General features: G+C 38.1%; 14 protein-coding genes. All 14 read right to left on the bottom strand.

Annotation, left to right across the window (positions count from 1 at the left end):
- Nucleotides 1–720, bottom strand: a 720-nt coding sequence (locus tag BM102_RS12735) for an LXG domain-containing protein (protein ID WP_143085496.1), incomplete at its 3' end; no start/stop codon positions are given.
- Between the two features lie 24 nt (nt 721–744).
- Nucleotides 745–1,110, bottom strand: coding sequence for a hypothetical protein (locus BM102_RS12730; RefSeq protein ID WP_090482479.1), 366 nt, complete (start codon nt 1,108–1,110; stop codon nt 745–747).
- A gap of 16 nt (nt 1,111–1,126) precedes the next feature.
- Nucleotides 1,127–1,555 carry a hypothetical protein gene (locus tag BM102_RS12725; RefSeq protein WP_090482476.1) on the bottom strand — a complete coding sequence of 143 codons (429 nt, stop codon included), beginning with the start codon at nt 1,553–1,555 and terminating at the stop codon, nt 1,127–1,129.
- 59 nt (nt 1,556–1,614) lie between these two features.
- Nucleotides 1,615–1,920, bottom strand: coding sequence for a WXG100 family type VII secretion target (locus BM102_RS12720; RefSeq protein WP_090482474.1), 306 nt, complete (start codon nt 1,918–1,920; stop codon nt 1,615–1,617).
- 17 nt (nt 1,921–1,937) lie between these two features.
- Nucleotides 1,938–2,222 carry a hypothetical protein gene (locus BM102_RS12715; protein ID WP_090482472.1) on the bottom strand — a complete coding sequence of 95 codons (285 nt, stop codon included), beginning with the start codon at nt 2,220–2,222 and terminating at the stop codon, nt 1,938–1,940.
- 65 nt (nt 2,223–2,287) lie between these two features.
- Nucleotides 2,288–2,668 (bottom strand): hypothetical protein, encoded by a 381-nt coding sequence (locus BM102_RS12710; protein WP_090482469.1) that lies wholly within the window; start codon nt 2,666–2,668, stop codon nt 2,288–2,290.
- Between the two features lie 2 nt (nt 2,669–2,670).
- Nucleotides 2,671–4,365 carry a serine/threonine protein kinase gene (locus tag BM102_RS12705; RefSeq protein ID WP_090482466.1) on the bottom strand — a complete coding sequence of 565 codons (1,695 nt, stop codon included), beginning with the start codon at nt 4,363–4,365 and terminating at the stop codon, nt 2,671–2,673.
- A gap of 1 nt (nt 4,366) precedes the next feature.
- The gene (locus BM102_RS12700) at nt 4,367–5,149 is read right to left on the bottom strand and encodes a PP2C family protein-serine/threonine phosphatase (RefSeq protein WP_090482463.1); all 783 of its coding nucleotides are present in this window, start codon (nt 5,147–5,149) and stop codon (nt 4,367–4,369) included.
- The gene (locus BM102_RS12695) at nt 5,139–6,620 is read right to left on the bottom strand and encodes a trypsin-like peptidase domain-containing protein (protein WP_090482461.1); all 1,482 of its coding nucleotides are present in this window, start codon (nt 6,618–6,620) and stop codon (nt 5,139–5,141) included. The genes BM102_RS12700 and BM102_RS12695 overlap by 11 nt, the downstream gene beginning before the upstream one ends.
- Nucleotides 6,621–6,634: 14 nt before the next feature.
- Nucleotides 6,635–9,991, bottom strand: a complete 3,357-nt coding sequence (locus BM102_RS12690) for an Ig-like domain-containing protein (RefSeq protein ID WP_090482459.1) — start codon at nt 9,989–9,991, stop codon at nt 6,635–6,637.
- A 310-nt stretch (nt 9,992–10,301) separates the two neighbouring features.
- The gene (locus BM102_RS12685; protein WP_177194972.1) at nt 10,302–13,310 is read right to left on the bottom strand and encodes a toll/interleukin-1 receptor domain-containing protein; all 3,009 of its coding nucleotides are present in this window, start codon (nt 13,308–13,310) and stop codon (nt 10,302–10,304) included.
- Between the two features lie 22 nt (nt 13,311–13,332).
- Nucleotides 13,333–13,932 carry a recombination mediator RecR gene (gene recR, locus BM102_RS12680; protein WP_044936671.1) on the bottom strand — a complete coding sequence of 200 codons (600 nt, stop codon included), beginning with the start codon at nt 13,930–13,932 and terminating at the stop codon, nt 13,333–13,335.
- A gap of 3 nt (nt 13,933–13,935) precedes the next feature.
- Entirely contained in the window at nt 13,936–14,277 is a 342-nt protein-coding gene (locus BM102_RS12675) for a YbaB/EbfC family nucleoid-associated protein (protein WP_028243206.1), read from the bottom strand.
- A gap of 15 nt (nt 14,278–14,292) precedes the next feature.
- Nucleotides 14,293–15,882, bottom strand: a complete 1,590-nt coding sequence (gene dnaX, locus BM102_RS12670) for a DNA polymerase III subunit gamma/tau (RefSeq protein ID WP_044936674.1) — start codon at nt 15,880–15,882, stop codon at nt 14,293–14,295.
- Nucleotides 15,883–15,912 lie beyond the last annotated feature (30 nt).

The raw sequence follows: 15,912 nt of genomic DNA, 5'->3' as shown, positions 1-15,912 counted from the left end.
CCATGGAAGCTTTCCACCTGTAGCATCATAAGTACTGATATCGTAATACTTTCCATTTCCAAACCCAGCCATAAATGTATCTAGGTTTGTTTTGATGGTATCAAAAATAGTTTTATAGTCACTGCCACTTATGTCATTCTTATGAGCTTCATCAAAATCATGAAGTGCCTTCTTTAGCTCTGGAACGATTCCTGATAGACCATCATTACTTGTTATCTTTTCCAACTCTTTATAGAAGTTTCTATAGTCTGGAACTGTAAATGTTCCTACAGCAGAGCATTTCTCATTTAGCATCTCAGCCATAGCTTCTATGGCCTTGCCATTTGTTTCTAGGCAGTCTTCATAAGAGATAAAATCTAGCATTATCTGACGAAGTTGGGCTGTACTTATTTTTGCAGTGGATGAAGAATCTACGGTCTCACTAAAATCATCCATAAGGCCGTTCTGCAAGTCCATAAGCTTTTGAATATCATTTGTGATATCTATTAGAAGTGGCTTTTGTCTTTCTTCTATGAAATGTTTTGCACTATCAGCCTCTGGACCTTTATGAGTTTCATCATTTGCAAATGCTTCAAATGCGGTAATTAACGCATCTGACATTTCAAGGAACTCGTTATAAACCTTTTGGCATTCATCAAAATAACTTCTTAGTGCTGCAACATCCCACTCTATATCTACTTCGCCTACTTCTATGTTCCCCTTTTCGTCTGCGTATGACATAATAAATCTCCCTTTAATCAAATCTTAGGCAATAGTTTGCCCTGTCATTCTTACACTTTCTGTTTGAGCAGTTCTTTTGCTTTCTTCATCAACATTAAGATAGTTTTCTTTAATGTTGTTCATAGTTTCTGTAATCATAAAAACCTGTTCCTTTAACTGCTTTAATAAATCAACCATATTGTGGTCTTCTTCCTCATATTTAGGAACAGTAACATTGTTGCTTGTAAAAGCATCTACTTCTGAATATGCTTGATCTCTACTTATTATTAATTCAGCCTGATCTTCTATTCCTTTAACCAGCTCTTCATATACTTCCTGGTCAATCTGTATTTCTGCTGAACTAGTTCCAGATCCACACTCACGTCTCCCCTTCTCGTCTGCAAATGCCATATGTCCTCCTCCCTTACTATAATTGTGATTCCAAATCCGCTATTTTATCTTCTAAATCATCTCTCTTACTATACAATTCAGTTAGTTTTTCATTTGTTGTTTCAATCGCAGAGTCAATATTGCTGCTTAAGCTATCTGTATCCGAAATATATAGTGTCTTTTCCGCTTTAGCTGTCATTAAATCAGTAACCGCAGAATTTTTTTTATTGCCTCCCCATGGAGTATCACCTTTTAAATCGTAGCTACTCACATAATCATATACAAATGTAGTCAAATCTTTTTTTATAAATGCAAGAGAACTATCTTCATTTTGTAGTATGCTAAGGATAGCTTCGTAATATTTGATTGCAGTATTTACCCCAACAAGCTCAATTTTTAATGCTGCTATTGCGGCCATTATGGCTGCTCTTCTAGCAGCTTCTTCTTGTTCTGCTGTTGTTCCCATTTTTGCCTCCCTTTATACAATATTCATATGGCGGACAAAGCCGCCATATGAAAAAAACCTTAGCCTACTGTATATGTAGGAACTGACGCTGACGCAACAGCATCGACTTCTTCAAAATCGTTAGCCTTTTGCTGAAGTCCGCTACCATATACTTCTAACTCTTCAACGTATTGCTTCAGCTTTATATCTAAATCCTCATAATTATCTAATAATGCTGGAGATGATTTTCCCTTTGTTGCGTCTGCAATTGTTGTTATATTATTTCTTATTTGATTAAGTCTAGCCTCTAAGTCTGAACTAAAAGTAGTCAGCTTATTACTAGTATCAGCCATATCATCGGTCTGTCCGTAAATAATGTCTGCCATGGTATATCCCTCCCTTTCTAATATGTATTACTTCCGTCAGTGGCAACTTCTTCATAATTGTTTCTTAATACAACTGTCCAATCATGAATAGCCATAATAGCATCTGACATTGATTTCATATTCTGTCCAAGTTCTGCTAGGTATGCTATATTGTCCTCAGCATTACCGCCTTTCCAAGCCTCACTTAAAGGCTCAGCCAACCCAAAAACAGAATCTGCTATAATGTCCAACTCTGCTGCCTCTGTCACTATCGTGTTTAATGCAGTAGTGACTTCTTCCGTATTCATACCTGTTTCTGCCATTATTCTTTCCTCCTATTATAAAATTTTTATTTAAACCCATTTTTTATGGTGTTTAATACAACTTGCTATATAGTTCTATCAGTTCCAGTTATCACTATGTCTTCTTCTATCTCAAATCCACTTGGTACCTCTGTCAATAACTGTGTTTCATCAGTTAACAATTCTGTTGAACTATCTAATATTTCCGTTTCTGGACATTCATACACCTTTTTGGTTTTTAACATCTCAGATGTATTCCAGTTAAGAACAGCGTTTGACTTTTGTACCCCTGGTGTCTTTGTAATCGCTACATCCTTGTTTGTGCCTATTCTTGTTAATACTCTAATCGAATGTGCTATATCAAATACAAACCACAGAACAACGGCCACTATGAGAAATGTAATCGCTGTAACAGCTAAAACTATGGCTATGTTATTGAGTAATTGTGTTTGTTGAACTGTATCCACTTTTATTTATTCTCCTGTTCCGCCAATGAAATAGTCTGTCTTGCTTTTTCAATATTGGTTCGCAATTCTTCTTCCATCGTCGTTACTCTTTCGATATTTACAGCATCTGTGCTATCAATATCATTCTTTACATGTTCCTCAATGTTTTGTAATGCCATTTCCATATCATCATATGCGACACCATCTCTATGAAACTTTTCGGCATTGCTTGAAATCTGACTTGCAAGTTCCTTATATATAACCAAAGCTGTGGTTGCATTATCCAATTCAGCAATATTGCCATCTGACAATGCCATTAGATCGTCCCAGTAGTCACTATATGAGACACCACCATCCCCTGATTTATCTATTGTTCCTAGGGAAATATAATAATCTGCTATACTTCCCAATCGCACAGCTCTCTCCTTTTGACTCTGCTCCAAGTCTCCCTCAGCCGCTTTTTTGAACCAATAAGCTGACTGCTGTTTATTTCCCGTGCCTTCATAGCTATAGAAATAAGCCAAGCCTAATCGATATGCAAACAGTGCATACTCAGACCCATTTTGACTAAGGATATCCTCATATGTGCGATTTCCACTGGTAGTTATCAACAATTGCCTGAGCTCTGTCGCCTCATCTTCTGAAAAGTTTTCATCTGCCAAATAAACTTTATCTACCAGATTTATATATGCATCTGCCTTAGATGGATCGATATTTATTGCCTCTATATAATTTGTTTCCATATCTGCTGAATTCTGATTTTTATCAGCATTATCTATATGTGTTTCATAGCCAGATTGTTGTAGATTGCTAGCATATACATGACATGTTATTGCAGCTACACCTGTAATCAGAGCCATGCTCATTGCTGCAACAAAAGTTCCCAGCTTTACTTTTTCTTTTTTACGATAGTTTTGATCCAACTCATAATAGTGCTCTAAATCGTAAATTATAGATGAACATTTTTGATAGCGTTTTTCAGGATCAAGCTGTGTACACTTAAGTATTATTTGCTCCAATCCCTGTGAAAACTCCTGATTCCAATATCTTATTGGATATATTTCATAAGGTGGCTCACTAGGATTTTTCCCAGTCAAAAGATGATACATAGTTGTTCCAAGGCAATATATATCTGTTCTTGCATCTGTTTGGCCATGACCACCAAACTGTTCAGGTGCAGCATATCCTCTTGTCCCAAGACAGGTAGTATCTTCTATATTGTCTACCTTGTACTGTCTTGCTGTTCCAAAATCTATGAGCACAATAGTGCCATCCGGCTTAAGCATTATATTGGATGGTTTCAAATCCCTGTAAATAATCGGCGGATTCTGAGAATGTAAATATCCCAATACATCACAAAGCTGCTTTGCCCATTCAATAACAAATTCTTGTGGTTGTGGGCCATATTCCTCTAGCGCTTTTCCTAATGTATTACCTTCTATATAGTCCATTACAATTAGAATGCTATCTTCGTAATCTATTATGTCTATAATGCTTGGCAAATTAGGATGTGATAAGTTTTTTAGCAACTCTGTTTCGGTCTTGATGCTTTGCAGATTTACATCAGAATCTATCATTGCATCTTTTCGGATTTCTTTTATTGCCCATTGCTTATTTGCACGCTCATTCATTGCAAGATAGACAATGCTCATTCCACCTTTGCCAATTCTATTTAGTATTTTGTATTTGTTGTCAATTACGCTTCCTATTTCCAGCATTTTAAATACTAATTAATAACCCTGATATGTTATCTGTCTCTCCTCTATTTTTTACTAACTCAGTGAGCTTCTTTAACCCATCCCTTTGGGCTGCAATTTTCACTATTTCATTTGGATCTAGCTTTCTCCATAATCCATCTGAACACAGTAAATAGTTTTCTCCTTTGTTACAGGATCCTGTATAAAAATCCGGCTTCACTTCTTCGGATGCTCCTATGCACTGAAGAAGTATGCTTTTCTTATCGCTATTCACAGCTTCTTCATATGTCATTTTTCCTAAATCCATTTGCTGCTGCACATAACTATGATCATGTGTTAAAAGACCTATTTGAGAATTCGTAAATACGTATGCCCTTGAATCTCCAACATTCATTACCAAGTATTCATCATTAACAATCACCATCATTACAACAGTTGTTCCTATTCTGAATCCTTGAGTGCGACCATACTCTTTTAGTTTTTCATTCATCTGCTGAACTATTAGATTTAACTGTATTTGAACCTGCTTTAACGACTTATTATCCATGTCGTTGGCGCTAAGCTCTTCCGTTTTTTCCTCTTTACTAAGCGCTCCTGGCAGTTCATTTCTAAACCACTCATCTATTCTACGAACAAAGCTTGAGCTTGCCATTTCCCCTTGGGATAAACCTCCCATTCCATCACATAAACATGCTACACACACTACATCTCCCGCAGCTGTTTTCCCTTGCTTTACCAGTAACGAATCTTGGTTTACTTCTTTTTTTGTTCCTATGTCAGTATTGACGTCTGTTTTATAACTCATATTTAAACTCTTCGTTTGAAATCTTAATTACTGAACCATTTGAAAGTTTTTGCTTGCCACCCTTTTCCAGTTTTACTCCATTCAACCAGGTTCCATTTGTGGAATTACAATCCTCTAGGAAAATACCATTATTTGTTTGACGAATTGCAGCATGTTGCCTACTAATCGTTCCATTATCTTTTACATAATAATCTGCATGCAGGCTATCCTTTCCTATGGTGAAATAACCTTTGTTCAATGGTATTTTTTCTCCAGTTTTTACTCTTATAAGTGTTCCCATTTTAATCTGCTGGGAAATCCCTTGCCCTTGACCAAGGATAGTAGTTTCGCTGGAAGCTGGTTTGCCAGCTAATATAACAGTGTCTGTTGGCCCACAGTTGTCATTAGCAGCTTCAAACTTAAACGGGTCTTTTGGAGTTTTTACTCCCGGCTTATTTATAAAACTTTGCATTCGGGCTTCTTCCTCTTGCTTAAGCTGCTTCTTTGACTTCTTTTTAGGTTTATCTTTATTGATTACAATAACAATTACTGTGGTCGTAATACCTGCGACAACTGCAACTATGCCAACGCATATTATTACTATTATGTATGTAGGTATTCCCTTATCTTTTGTATCAGATACCTCAGTTTCAGGGGCTTCCTCTTCCTCTACAGGTCTTTCATATTCACAGGAATATTGAATTCCAAGGCCATCTAAAAGCTTTGTTATTTTGGTTGAGTCCAGTGCACATGAATACATTCCATCACTTGTAAGAAGATTCATTCCTATAACATATCCATACTCGTCTACAAGTGGACCGCCACAGTTATTTGCTCCTACTGCTGCATCACTTTCTATCACTTGAACATTTTGTAGATTTACAAGGTTTACGATATGCCCCATGGTCATAGCCACTTGTTCATCTGAATAGTACTGGGTTTCAGAATCATAAGTTATTGCATCTGGATATCCCATCGCATATACGGTATCTGCTATCGCATAAGGCAGATTAGCCACCTCATAATTTTGTGATGTAAGAAGTGTAAGTGGACTCTTTGTATATATAGGCTGTGGCAATTGCAAAACAGCCAAGTCTAATTCTGCGCTGGTATTTACAACCGTTGTACTAAGAACAACATCTCCTTCTACTACCACCTCTGTGGAAAATGAAATTTTCGCTACATCTTCCTCTGAATTTGGTAATTCAAGGTATTCTAAAGCAGCAGTAATAGTCTCATCATCAGGATTAAGGATGTGATTGCAGGTTATTACGTACTCACTTCCCTCTGAATCTCCAATTAAAAATCCCGATGCACCACATATAATATGTTTGACATTGCTTTCATCCGTAAATACGGTATTAACTTGAACAACACCATTTTTTGCACTTTCAGCATTTGATGTGTCGTCTGCAGCCTGCACTTTATAAACAGGCGAGAATGCCATTATTAAACCTAACGACAATACACAAAGAGCCTTAAATCCCTTCATTAATAAATCTCCTACTATCTAGTCTTTATCTTTTTAAATGCAAATACTCCAACTCCTGCACCTGCTGCACCAACTGAAGCAACAGCAGCTATGGCTATTGGAATTGCCGCGCCAGCAGCTTTTGGTCCTGGAACCTCACTAATAATCTCGTTATCTCTTAGTTCTTCCGCTTTCTGAGAAACAAGCAAATTGTTATAACTAAGATTTGTTACGTTACCAGCAACATCGGAACATGTTATTTCGATATTTTGCAAATCTGCTTTTTCAGGAATAGTCAGAGTCTTTGTTCCACCACTTTCTGCCAATTCCTCACTTGTATAGCTTCCTAGCTCTTCTCCATTTAGTGTGATAATCATTGCTGATACACCAATTGTGTCTGTAGCATTTACTGAAAAATCATGATTCGCTTCTTCGTAAGTTCCGTTATCTTCAATTCCTGATACAACTACACTTGGAGCTGTCATATCCATTAAAAATTCTATTTCAGCATCTTTGGATTGATTACTTTGCTTATTAGTTGCTCTATCCTCTGAGAATACAGTCACATTGTATATTCCATCATTGTTGAAATTATTTTTTCCAACAACATAGCTTATAGAATGCCAACCACGATCATTAACCAAATCACTAGTGGTATATCCTCTACCTTCTGATAGTGTTTTTACATTTCCTTCAAATCCTACTGATACTTCCTTGTAAGCAAGGCTATCTACATTGATTTCTGTTATCACAACATCCTGTGGAGATGTAACATAATATCCATCAACCATATCTTTAGTTGCTTGTGAAAGAACATAAACAGAACCAAATCTATTTACTGAGTACTCTATCTTTCGCTCAGATTTATTTCCTGCCAAATCAGTGATAACTGCATTAAGGGTATATAAATCATCTTTATCCTTTTCATGGGCGATATCAGAAACCTTGATTTGATACCCATCGGCAATTGTAGTCGTAGTCATACCACCATTCACAAGTCCGTTATTTGAACCTGTAAGAGTTACTTCTAAACTTTTTTCCTCTAGGTTTTTGTCCGTTACACTTATGAGTGGCTCAACTGCTCCTTTATTTGCAGACATGTTTTCTACACCAGTTATATCTATAACAGGAGCTGTCGTATCTATTACAAATGAGCTGCATGTATATGAATCAGATACATTTCCTGCCAAGTCCTCGCAAGACACCTTGAATCCGTATGTTCCATCTTTTTCAAATCTAATAGTCGCCTCATGTTCCTCGTCTGAATCATAATATCCACTGATTTCAGGTAATTCATTTAGGCCTTCTTCTGAAGACTTTGTTATTACAGCTTGAGAAGCTTTTGTATTTATATCCTTGATTTTTATTTTTGCTGTTCTTGCAGAATTAAAATACTTTCCATTCTGTACAGAATTATTATCAAACTCTACAGATACCTCTGGTGCTTTTGTATCTATTACAAATTCGTTAACCGTTTTTGTTTCAGAAACATTTGTAGCTTTATCTTTGCAGCTAAACTTAAAGCTGTATGTACCATCTTCTGAGAATGTTACCGTCTTTGTATATGTACCATCCCCTGACTGCTGCCAAGCACTAATTTCTGCCTTGCCACCATTAGATGTTATTTCTAAACTTGTAAATTTATCATCTGTACTAAAGTTTTTCTCTTGAACCTTAATTGTTGCAGTTCTTGCCGCCTTATAATATTTTTCGTTTTTTGCTTCATTGTTATCAAATGTTATTTCTGCTACTACTGGAGCAGTTTTATCAATCGTAAAGTTTGTCTGTTCAAATGAACCTTCGGCATTATTGTTTCCTGCTCTATCGCTTACACATCCGCTTACATGATAATCACCTTCGGCAGAAACCTTTGCTTCATACGTATATACAATATCTCCATTCTCTAATGGTTCGGAAGCTGTTTTCTTTTCAAAGTGTATTTCTCCTGCTGTGCTTCCTACTACTGTTAATCCTGGTAATACATCCACCGCATCAAAATTAACCTCAGTTATTTTAGCAGTAACTGTTACATCATTATTGTAGAATCCAGCTTCTGCCCCCTCCGAACCTGTTGGAGACGATTGATTGTTATATGTTATTTCAAGCTTTGGAGGTTCGTTGTCTATGAATGTTTTTATGGTTTTTGTATAAGTATTTTCTTTGTCACCCTCTATGGTATAGGTAACTGTGTATGTACGGGATGCGTCTGTAGGTAGCTGGGCTTCATAAATGTTGTCTACCACCCATACATTGATGTCCCAAGTCCATTCAAGTCCAAAGATAGAAAAAGTAATCTGTCTTGTCTCAAAGCGGCCATTCCCATCTTTTCTTTCAAATTCAATTGCCTGTCCTTGGCTATCTGTAATGCTGTTTACTTGAATCTTGGCATTTGCTTTTCCTTCGATTTTTAGGTTTAATTTATCCTCACTGTTACCATTATTTGAATACCACTTTATTTCGTTATCATTAACATCCTGCTCTGTTAATGTATATGTGCCATCACTACTACTTATTGTGTATTTAAATTTGCTGTTCTCTTTTGCTGCATCAGCATTGCCTACTATGTCATTAAGCTCATATTTATCTGCTGCAATCGAAACTTTATCGTTTATCTTATTGACTGCTACGACGTAACCAAGAGAATACATCTTTCCCACTTCGGGTTCTAATGTCCAGGTCACTGTTAGAGTTCCATTAGCACCGCTTCTTTCAGGAGTGCATATGCTATTCAGACTAAATCCCGATTGGTTGTCTGTTGATGTTTCATCGCTATAATCATATACACAAATATCTACATCAACGTTATCTAGGTTTTTATCTAATGCAAATCCTTCAACATGTACTATCGCTTTAATTGTTGTTTTGGAATGAAAGATTTTCTCTTGCTCTTCTGCCTTTTCGCCTTTAACATCTACCTCTGTAATTACAGGCTTTGTTGACTCTTCCTTTGTACAATCGCATTTTGCATTTTTGCATTTATATATGAGTTTTGTGCCATCATCGCTATAGACAGGATCAGCCCAATCATGATTAGTACATTCTTCATCGTCTTGGTTGTCATCCTCGCCACCGTTATCGCCGTTTCCACCTGCTTCCTGTCCTGATTTCTCTACTTTTGATTCCGTTAAATCCGCTCCACTAGATTCTGGGACAGCATCTAACTTAAATGTTTGCTGCCGGATTTCTTCCTCTGCATTCTCCTGTTCTTCTGTCTGCGTTTCTTCTTCCACTGTTTCTTCTTCTGGCTGAATACTTTCATCTGTGATTGTATCTTCCTGACCATCCAAATTATCAGCTAAAACGCCTATTTCTGATGTGGAAAAAAGTAATACTGATAGCATTACTGCTGCCACTACTCGTTTAGTGGCATAAAGAATTTTATTGTTTCCCAAAATACATTCTCCTCCGCTTTGTTGTGTTAATGGTAATTATTTCACAATTAATTCAATTTTATTCCTTTTACTAATCATTTTCAATCTTTAACTATTTTATATTAAAAAAATTTATAACGCCTGCATTTTCGGCGTTTCTCTGTATCTCGTATAGATGTATTTTATTGTTTGAGCCACAATGTTAAAAATTTTTGTCATAAAATTTATTGCGTTGTAGGTAGTATAATAATACTTATTATCTTTCACGTCAATACTTATAACAAAAAGACCGAGGAATTTCTTCTTCCTCGGTCTTTTCATGTCTTTAATCTTATTGAACTAAATATTTCAGTTTTTGGAGTTCTGTTAACTTAGCATCTCCATATTTTTCTTTTACTTTTTCTATCAAGTCATCCTGTGTTTTAACATTAAACTCTGTCATTGTTGTTCCATATGCACTAACAATCACCTGTGCTTGAGGTATATATAATCTTCCGTACTCTGCATAATCTATAAATCCATATGTATTCAAATCAATTATGTACATATCTGTGTAATTGAAAATAGATAGTTGATTCTTTTCTTCATCATAAATCGTATATGACAAGTCATTAATCTGGTTGCTCATCAGGAACACGTTCTTATCCTGTTGTCTATCGTATATACGGAAATACAAATCATCTCCCTGTAAATACAGCAGATTATTATCCTTTGAGAATTCAACGTAAGAATAATTGTCACCATAATACTCTATAGTGTTTTCCGCTTTCTTTATCTCCCAGTTATAGACTCTCAAATAACCATCTTCTGTGATGACAGCAATTATATTGTCATCCTGGCTTGTCTTTATATCATTTACTTTGTAGTCCTCAAAAATTGGTTTCGACTTTCCTGAGATGGCATTAACCTTGTATGCTTTGCCATAAACATCAATACCATATACAGTCTTTCCATCGTTAGATACAGCAATGTTCCAGAAATTGAAGTCAACCTCTCCACTGTATATTATTTTTCGAGCTTGTGTATCGATTACATAGAATTCCTTATCGTCACCATAAGCAACATATTTCAAATTTGTAGATATTGCATAATCTGTGCTAATAAGATCTTCTTCTGATATTTTGACTTCCTCAGTCTTTTTATCACTAACTGAGTAATATAATACTGATCCCCCATAGGTTGGAAAGATGATTGTATCTTCATCTAGATAATACAATTTTCCGTATCGTCCACCGTCGATATCAATTGTTCCAATTTCTTCTCCGGTAGCTGTTTCGAAGACTCTACAGGTGTATGCATTGGAAGCAGCATCATTGCTAGTCTGCAATACATATGTGTCCCCGGAAGGGCTCATCGCTGCTCCACCATAGAAGCCAGTATCCATCTCCGTTTTTGCAACATAATCTTCGTCTGCGTTAAATTTCAAAACAGTAAGATTTGGACTTCTAAATCCAGAAGATACAAATACCGCATTTTTTATATCAAAATCAATTAATGAATCCGAAACATCTACCAAGCCATCATCTGCCACTTCACCTGTTAATGCATCGTAATATGAAAGCTTTCCATCCGAAGTTCCTACAAATAGCAATTGGCTGCTTCCGCTCATCATATAATTTTGAATAAAGCCGTTTGTGGAGAAGGAGGATACATCTTCACCTGAGTACAAATCCAAAATGTACATCTTCTTTGTGCCATTTATGATCAATTGAGGATATTCCACTCCATCAATATCTAAAATTCTACTTCCTAAATGAGAATAACTTGTACTAAGTGCACCTCCTATGTAATCTACATCGCGGGACCACTTTATTTCACCGGTTTTTCTATCACACTTATATATATGCATTGGTGCATTTTCATATGACATCAACGCATCATAACTCATGCTAGCAATGGCAACATCTCCATCTTTAGTAGGAACAATATCCATAATTGCTCCACCTTCAACAGGAATATCAATCATATCATCTGTTGTAAGATCAATTACTGTTGCATAGTTTGGATCTTCATCATTACCAGGCAAGTGCTCAATATAGAATGTTTTACCATCTTTATCAAACATCATTGTGGCGCCAAAAGCAGTCTGCGTTTGATTCTCATATTTCTTTAAAGATTCACCTGTTGTAGCGTCTACTATTTCAACATAATCGTGTTTCTCGTATTCATCATCGTAATACGCTGTTTTAATAGCCACATACTTTCCAAAGTCATCTACTTTTGCAAATGTGATGCCATCCTCAGGCGCGTATTCATACTGAAGTTCACCCTGGTCATTATAGCCACGAAGATAATAATCTGATGCAACGACAGCAATATCTCCTGCGAACCCAACAGCCCTAATTCTGTCATCTTCCTCTTCAACAACATCAACCGGCTTTTTAAAAGTGCATTCACCGTTATCCAAATTCCAGATATAAATCTTGTTATTGTTATCTACTGATATAACTCTGTTGCCATCTTCATTAATGGCAAAATCAGAAATATTTACATCGTGATTCAGCTTTAAATCGTGCTCCAGATTTAATCCCAGATTATAAGTGCCAAGAGCCTGAGACAGTGCAAACACTGGGTCTGTCACATATGGGCGGCCGTTTTCTTCGGTACCGATTCCTTCCATTGCAACTAGCGCTGCTGTTTTGGCATCGCCATCATCTAACACATCAAGTGATGTGGCTGCAATTACTCGCGCTTCATTCACAAGCTTCTGCTGATACTCTTCGTTTATCTTTGCAAGGTTGTAAGCTGTGTATCCACCAAACGCCACTGCGATAGCTGCAATAGCTGCTGCAATCCCAACATTTCGGCGCATCTGGCGCTCTCTATGACGCTGCTTTAAATCGTCATAATCTACATGCAAAATAGAAGCAGCCAGACGAAGTGTCTCTGTCTTGAGCTTCTTCTTGACCTCTTTCTTGTTTTTACCTCTAACATCTGCTGCAAGCGGCTCCACAAGATTACCATTTTCATCTGTTAAAAGCTGTGGTGGAAATGAATCTGCTGGTTCTCCATCTACAAGCACTGCTAAGATATTCTCGCGGCCGTGCATCGCAATGAAGGTGTCGATTTCCTTCATTACCCAATATGAATCTTTTGTCTGTGGAGAACAAATGACAACTAGAAAGGCTGCTTCTCTAAGAGCCGCCTCAATATTAGAGCCCAGGTCGCTTCCGATTGGAAGCTCCTCCTGGTCTCTGAAAACTCTATCTATCTTTTTTCTGCCAATTTCCTTCTGAATCTTTCTAGGAATCTTGGTAGTCTCGAGAGCCTTGTGTACTCTCTTTGCCACAAACATATCCCGCTCCAAATGTCTGTAGCTAATAAATGCATCGTATTTCATAATCATTCTTCCCTTTTATTTTCTATAACTCTGTTCTGCCGTCTAGCGCTCTAAGCAATGTGACCTCGTCGATGTATTCCAGGTTTCCGCCCACTGGAACACCTGAGGCGATTCGGCTTACTCTGATGCCTGTTGGTTTAATCAGCTTGCTGATGTAGGCCGCTGTGGTTTCACCTTCCAATGATGAGTTGGTGGCGATGATGACCTCCTCTACATCTGTCTGCTGCAAGCGAACCATCAATTCCTTCAGCTTGATATCTCCCGGGCCTATGCCGGCCATTGGGGAGATTGCTCCGTGAAGCACATGGTAAACACCCTCGAATTTGCCTGTCTTTTCATAGGCAGCCAAATCCCTGGTATCCTCCACTACCATGATGATGTTTTGGTTGCGCTTTGGGTTGGAGCAGATTGGGCAAAGCTCATCGTCAGTAAGTGTGAAACACTGCTTGCAATATCTCACATTTTTCCTGGCCTGCACGATGGCATTGGCCAAATCGTTAACCTTTTCCTCATCCATCCCTAATATATGGAAAGCCAGCCTTTGGGCTGACTTACTTCCAATACTAGGCAAATCACTTAGCTCCGCTATTAAGTTGCTAATTTCTTTGCTGTAATATTCCATCTATTAAAATCCTAGTCCACCTGGCATCTTTGGCATAGATGCTGCTGTGATTTCATCAATCTTGTGAAGTGCTTCGTTTGTAGCTGCCATAACAAGGTCTTCAAGCATCTCTACATCATCTGGATCTACTGCTTCTGGATCGATGTGTACCTTTGTGATTTCCTTTGAACCTGTAACTGTAACTTCAACAACACCGCCACCGGCTGTGCCTGTAACTTCTGTCTCCTCAAGCTTTGCCTGAGCCTCTTCCATCTGGCGCTGCATACGCTGTGCCTGCTTCATAAGGTTGGCCATGTTGGCTCCACCCATTGCTCCTCCTGGAAATCCGCCTCTTCCTTTTCCCATATTTAAATCCTCCTATTACTCTGGGTCAGTTTCAATTTCTATACCTAATCCCGCGAAGTAGTCTCTTACGTCTGTCTTTGTGTTCTGTGAACTAACACCGCTGGAATTAATCTCTACTTTAATGGTTACTGTCTTGTGAATCATGCCTTCGATTGCTGCCACGATTTCATCCAGCACTTCTGGGCGATTAACAAAATCTCCTGCCATACGCTCGGAACCTGCTGGCTGATCAAATATCAGCACAAGCTCTCCCAAGTCATTAGTTGTGACTGTAGTAACCTCTTTCAAATACATTTTTATATTTGGTGCCACCTTGCCAAGCACTGCATTCCAGTTGCTTGCCACCTGCTTTACCTCTTCTTTTACTGCTGCTGGTAATGGCTCCTTTTTTACAGGAGCTGCGCTGGGTGTGGCGCCTTGTGCCTGAGGTGCGGCCATCACTACTGGCACTCCCTCTTCCACCTTTTTCTCAAGGTTTGCCATTCGATTGTTGAGAGCAGAAATATCCTGCTCCATCTGTGGCTTGCAAAGCTTTATCAGGGCTATCTCTATCAGTACTCGCTTTTGGCTTGCGTACTTAATATCGTTAGAAAGTGCTGACAGAACTTGAATGTATCTCATTAATATCTCTGTGTCAACCATCTGAGCTTCTTCTTTTAGAAGTGCCAGGTTGTCAGAAGACATTTCAAGCACATCTTCCATATCATCTGAGCTCTTGATAAGCATCAGATTTCGTAAATACCAAGTGAAGTCGTTTACGAACTGATTTAAATCGCGGCCCTGTGTGATGATTTCCTCAAGGATGCCAATGCACTGGGTGATTTCGCCATTAATGATGTGGCGTAGAAGTCTTGAGAACACCTCTGTATCAATGGCACCAAGTACCTTTAACACATTGTCATATGTAAGGGTCTGACCAATGTAAAATGCGATACACTGATCCAGCAAACTAAGGCCATCACGCATTGAACCATCCGCAGCCTTTGCAATGTAGCGCAAAGCTTTTTCCTCTACCTGCACGCCTTCCTTATCCATCAGCTCCTGCAAACGAGCAGCGATTGTGTCGATGGAAATACGATGGAAGTCGTAACGCTGGCATCGGCTAAGGATTGTGATTGGAATCTTGTGCACTTCTGTTGTGGCCAAAATGAACACAACATAAGAAGGTGGCTCCTCCAAGGTTTTCAGCAAGGCATTGAAAGCACCGGTACTAAGCATATGTACCTCATCGATGATGTATACCTTGTATTTACCTTCTGTAGGAGGGTATGCCACCTCCTCAACAATCTGTCTGATGCTGTCTACACCGTTGTTTGATGCAGCATCCATTTCTATTACGTTCATGGAATTGCCGGCTGTGATTGATTTACACATGGCACATTCCATACAAGGGCAACCATCCTGTGGATTCTCGCAGTTGATTGTACGGGCGAGAATCTTGGCGATAGTTGTTTTACCTGTTCCTCTTGTTCCTGTAAAAAGATATGCATGTCCTATACGGTCACTTTTTATTTGGTTTTGAAGAGTTGTAACGATATGGTCCTGTCCTTTTACATCGTCAAATGTCTGTGGACGGAACTTTCTGTATAATGCCATATAAGACATGTCAATTACCTACCTATTATTTATTAGCCT

This window comes from Pseudobutyrivibrio sp. JW11, from assembly GCF_900115355.1.
GTDB classification, from domain to species: domain Bacteria; phylum Bacillota; class Clostridia; order Lachnospirales; family Lachnospiraceae; genus Pseudobutyrivibrio; species Pseudobutyrivibrio ruminis.
Note: the sequence above shows the minus strand (reverse complement) of the source record. Positions and strands in the feature narration are given on the sequence as shown.

Bases quoted from the DNA above. Each gene is read 5' to 3' on its own strand.
- BM102_RS12730 (WP_090482479.1), bottom strand. From the start codon at position 1,110: ATGGCATTTGCAGACGAGAAGGGGAGACGTGAGTGTGGATCTGGAACT.
- BM102_RS12725 (WP_090482476.1), bottom strand. From the start codon at position 1,555: ATGGGAACAACAGCAGAACAAGAAGAAGCTGCTAGAAGAGCAGCCATA.
- BM102_RS12720 (WP_090482474.1), bottom strand. From the start codon at position 1,920: ATGGCAGACATTATTTACGGACAGACCGATGATATGGCTGATACTAGT.
- BM102_RS12715 (WP_090482472.1), bottom strand. From the start codon at position 2,222: ATGGCAGAAACAGGTATGAATACGGAAGAAGTCACTACTGCATTAAAC.
- BM102_RS12705 (WP_090482466.1), bottom strand. From the start codon at position 4,365: ATGCTGGAAATAGGAAGCGTAATTGACAACAAATACAAAATACTAAAT.
- BM102_RS12700 (WP_090482463.1), bottom strand. From the start codon at position 5,149: ATGAGTTATAAAACAGACGTCAATACTGACATAGGAACAAAAAAAGAA.
- BM102_RS12695 (WP_090482461.1), bottom strand. From the start codon at position 6,620: ATGAAGGGATTTAAGGCTCTTTGTGTATTGTCGTTAGGTTTAATAATG.
- BM102_RS12685 (WP_177194972.1), bottom strand. From the start codon at position 13,310: ATGAAATACGATGCATTTATTAGCTACAGACATTTGGAGCGGGATATG.
- recR (WP_044936671.1), bottom strand. From the start codon at position 13,932: ATGGAATATTACAGCAAAGAAATTAGCAACTTAATAGCGGAGCTAAGT.
- BM102_RS12675 (WP_028243206.1), bottom strand. From the start codon at position 14,277: ATGGGAAAAGGAAGAGGCGGATTTCCAGGAGGAGCAATGGGTGGAGCC.
- dnaX (WP_044936674.1), bottom strand. From the start codon at position 15,882: ATGTCTTATATGGCATTATACAGAAAGTTCCGTCCACAGACATTTGAC.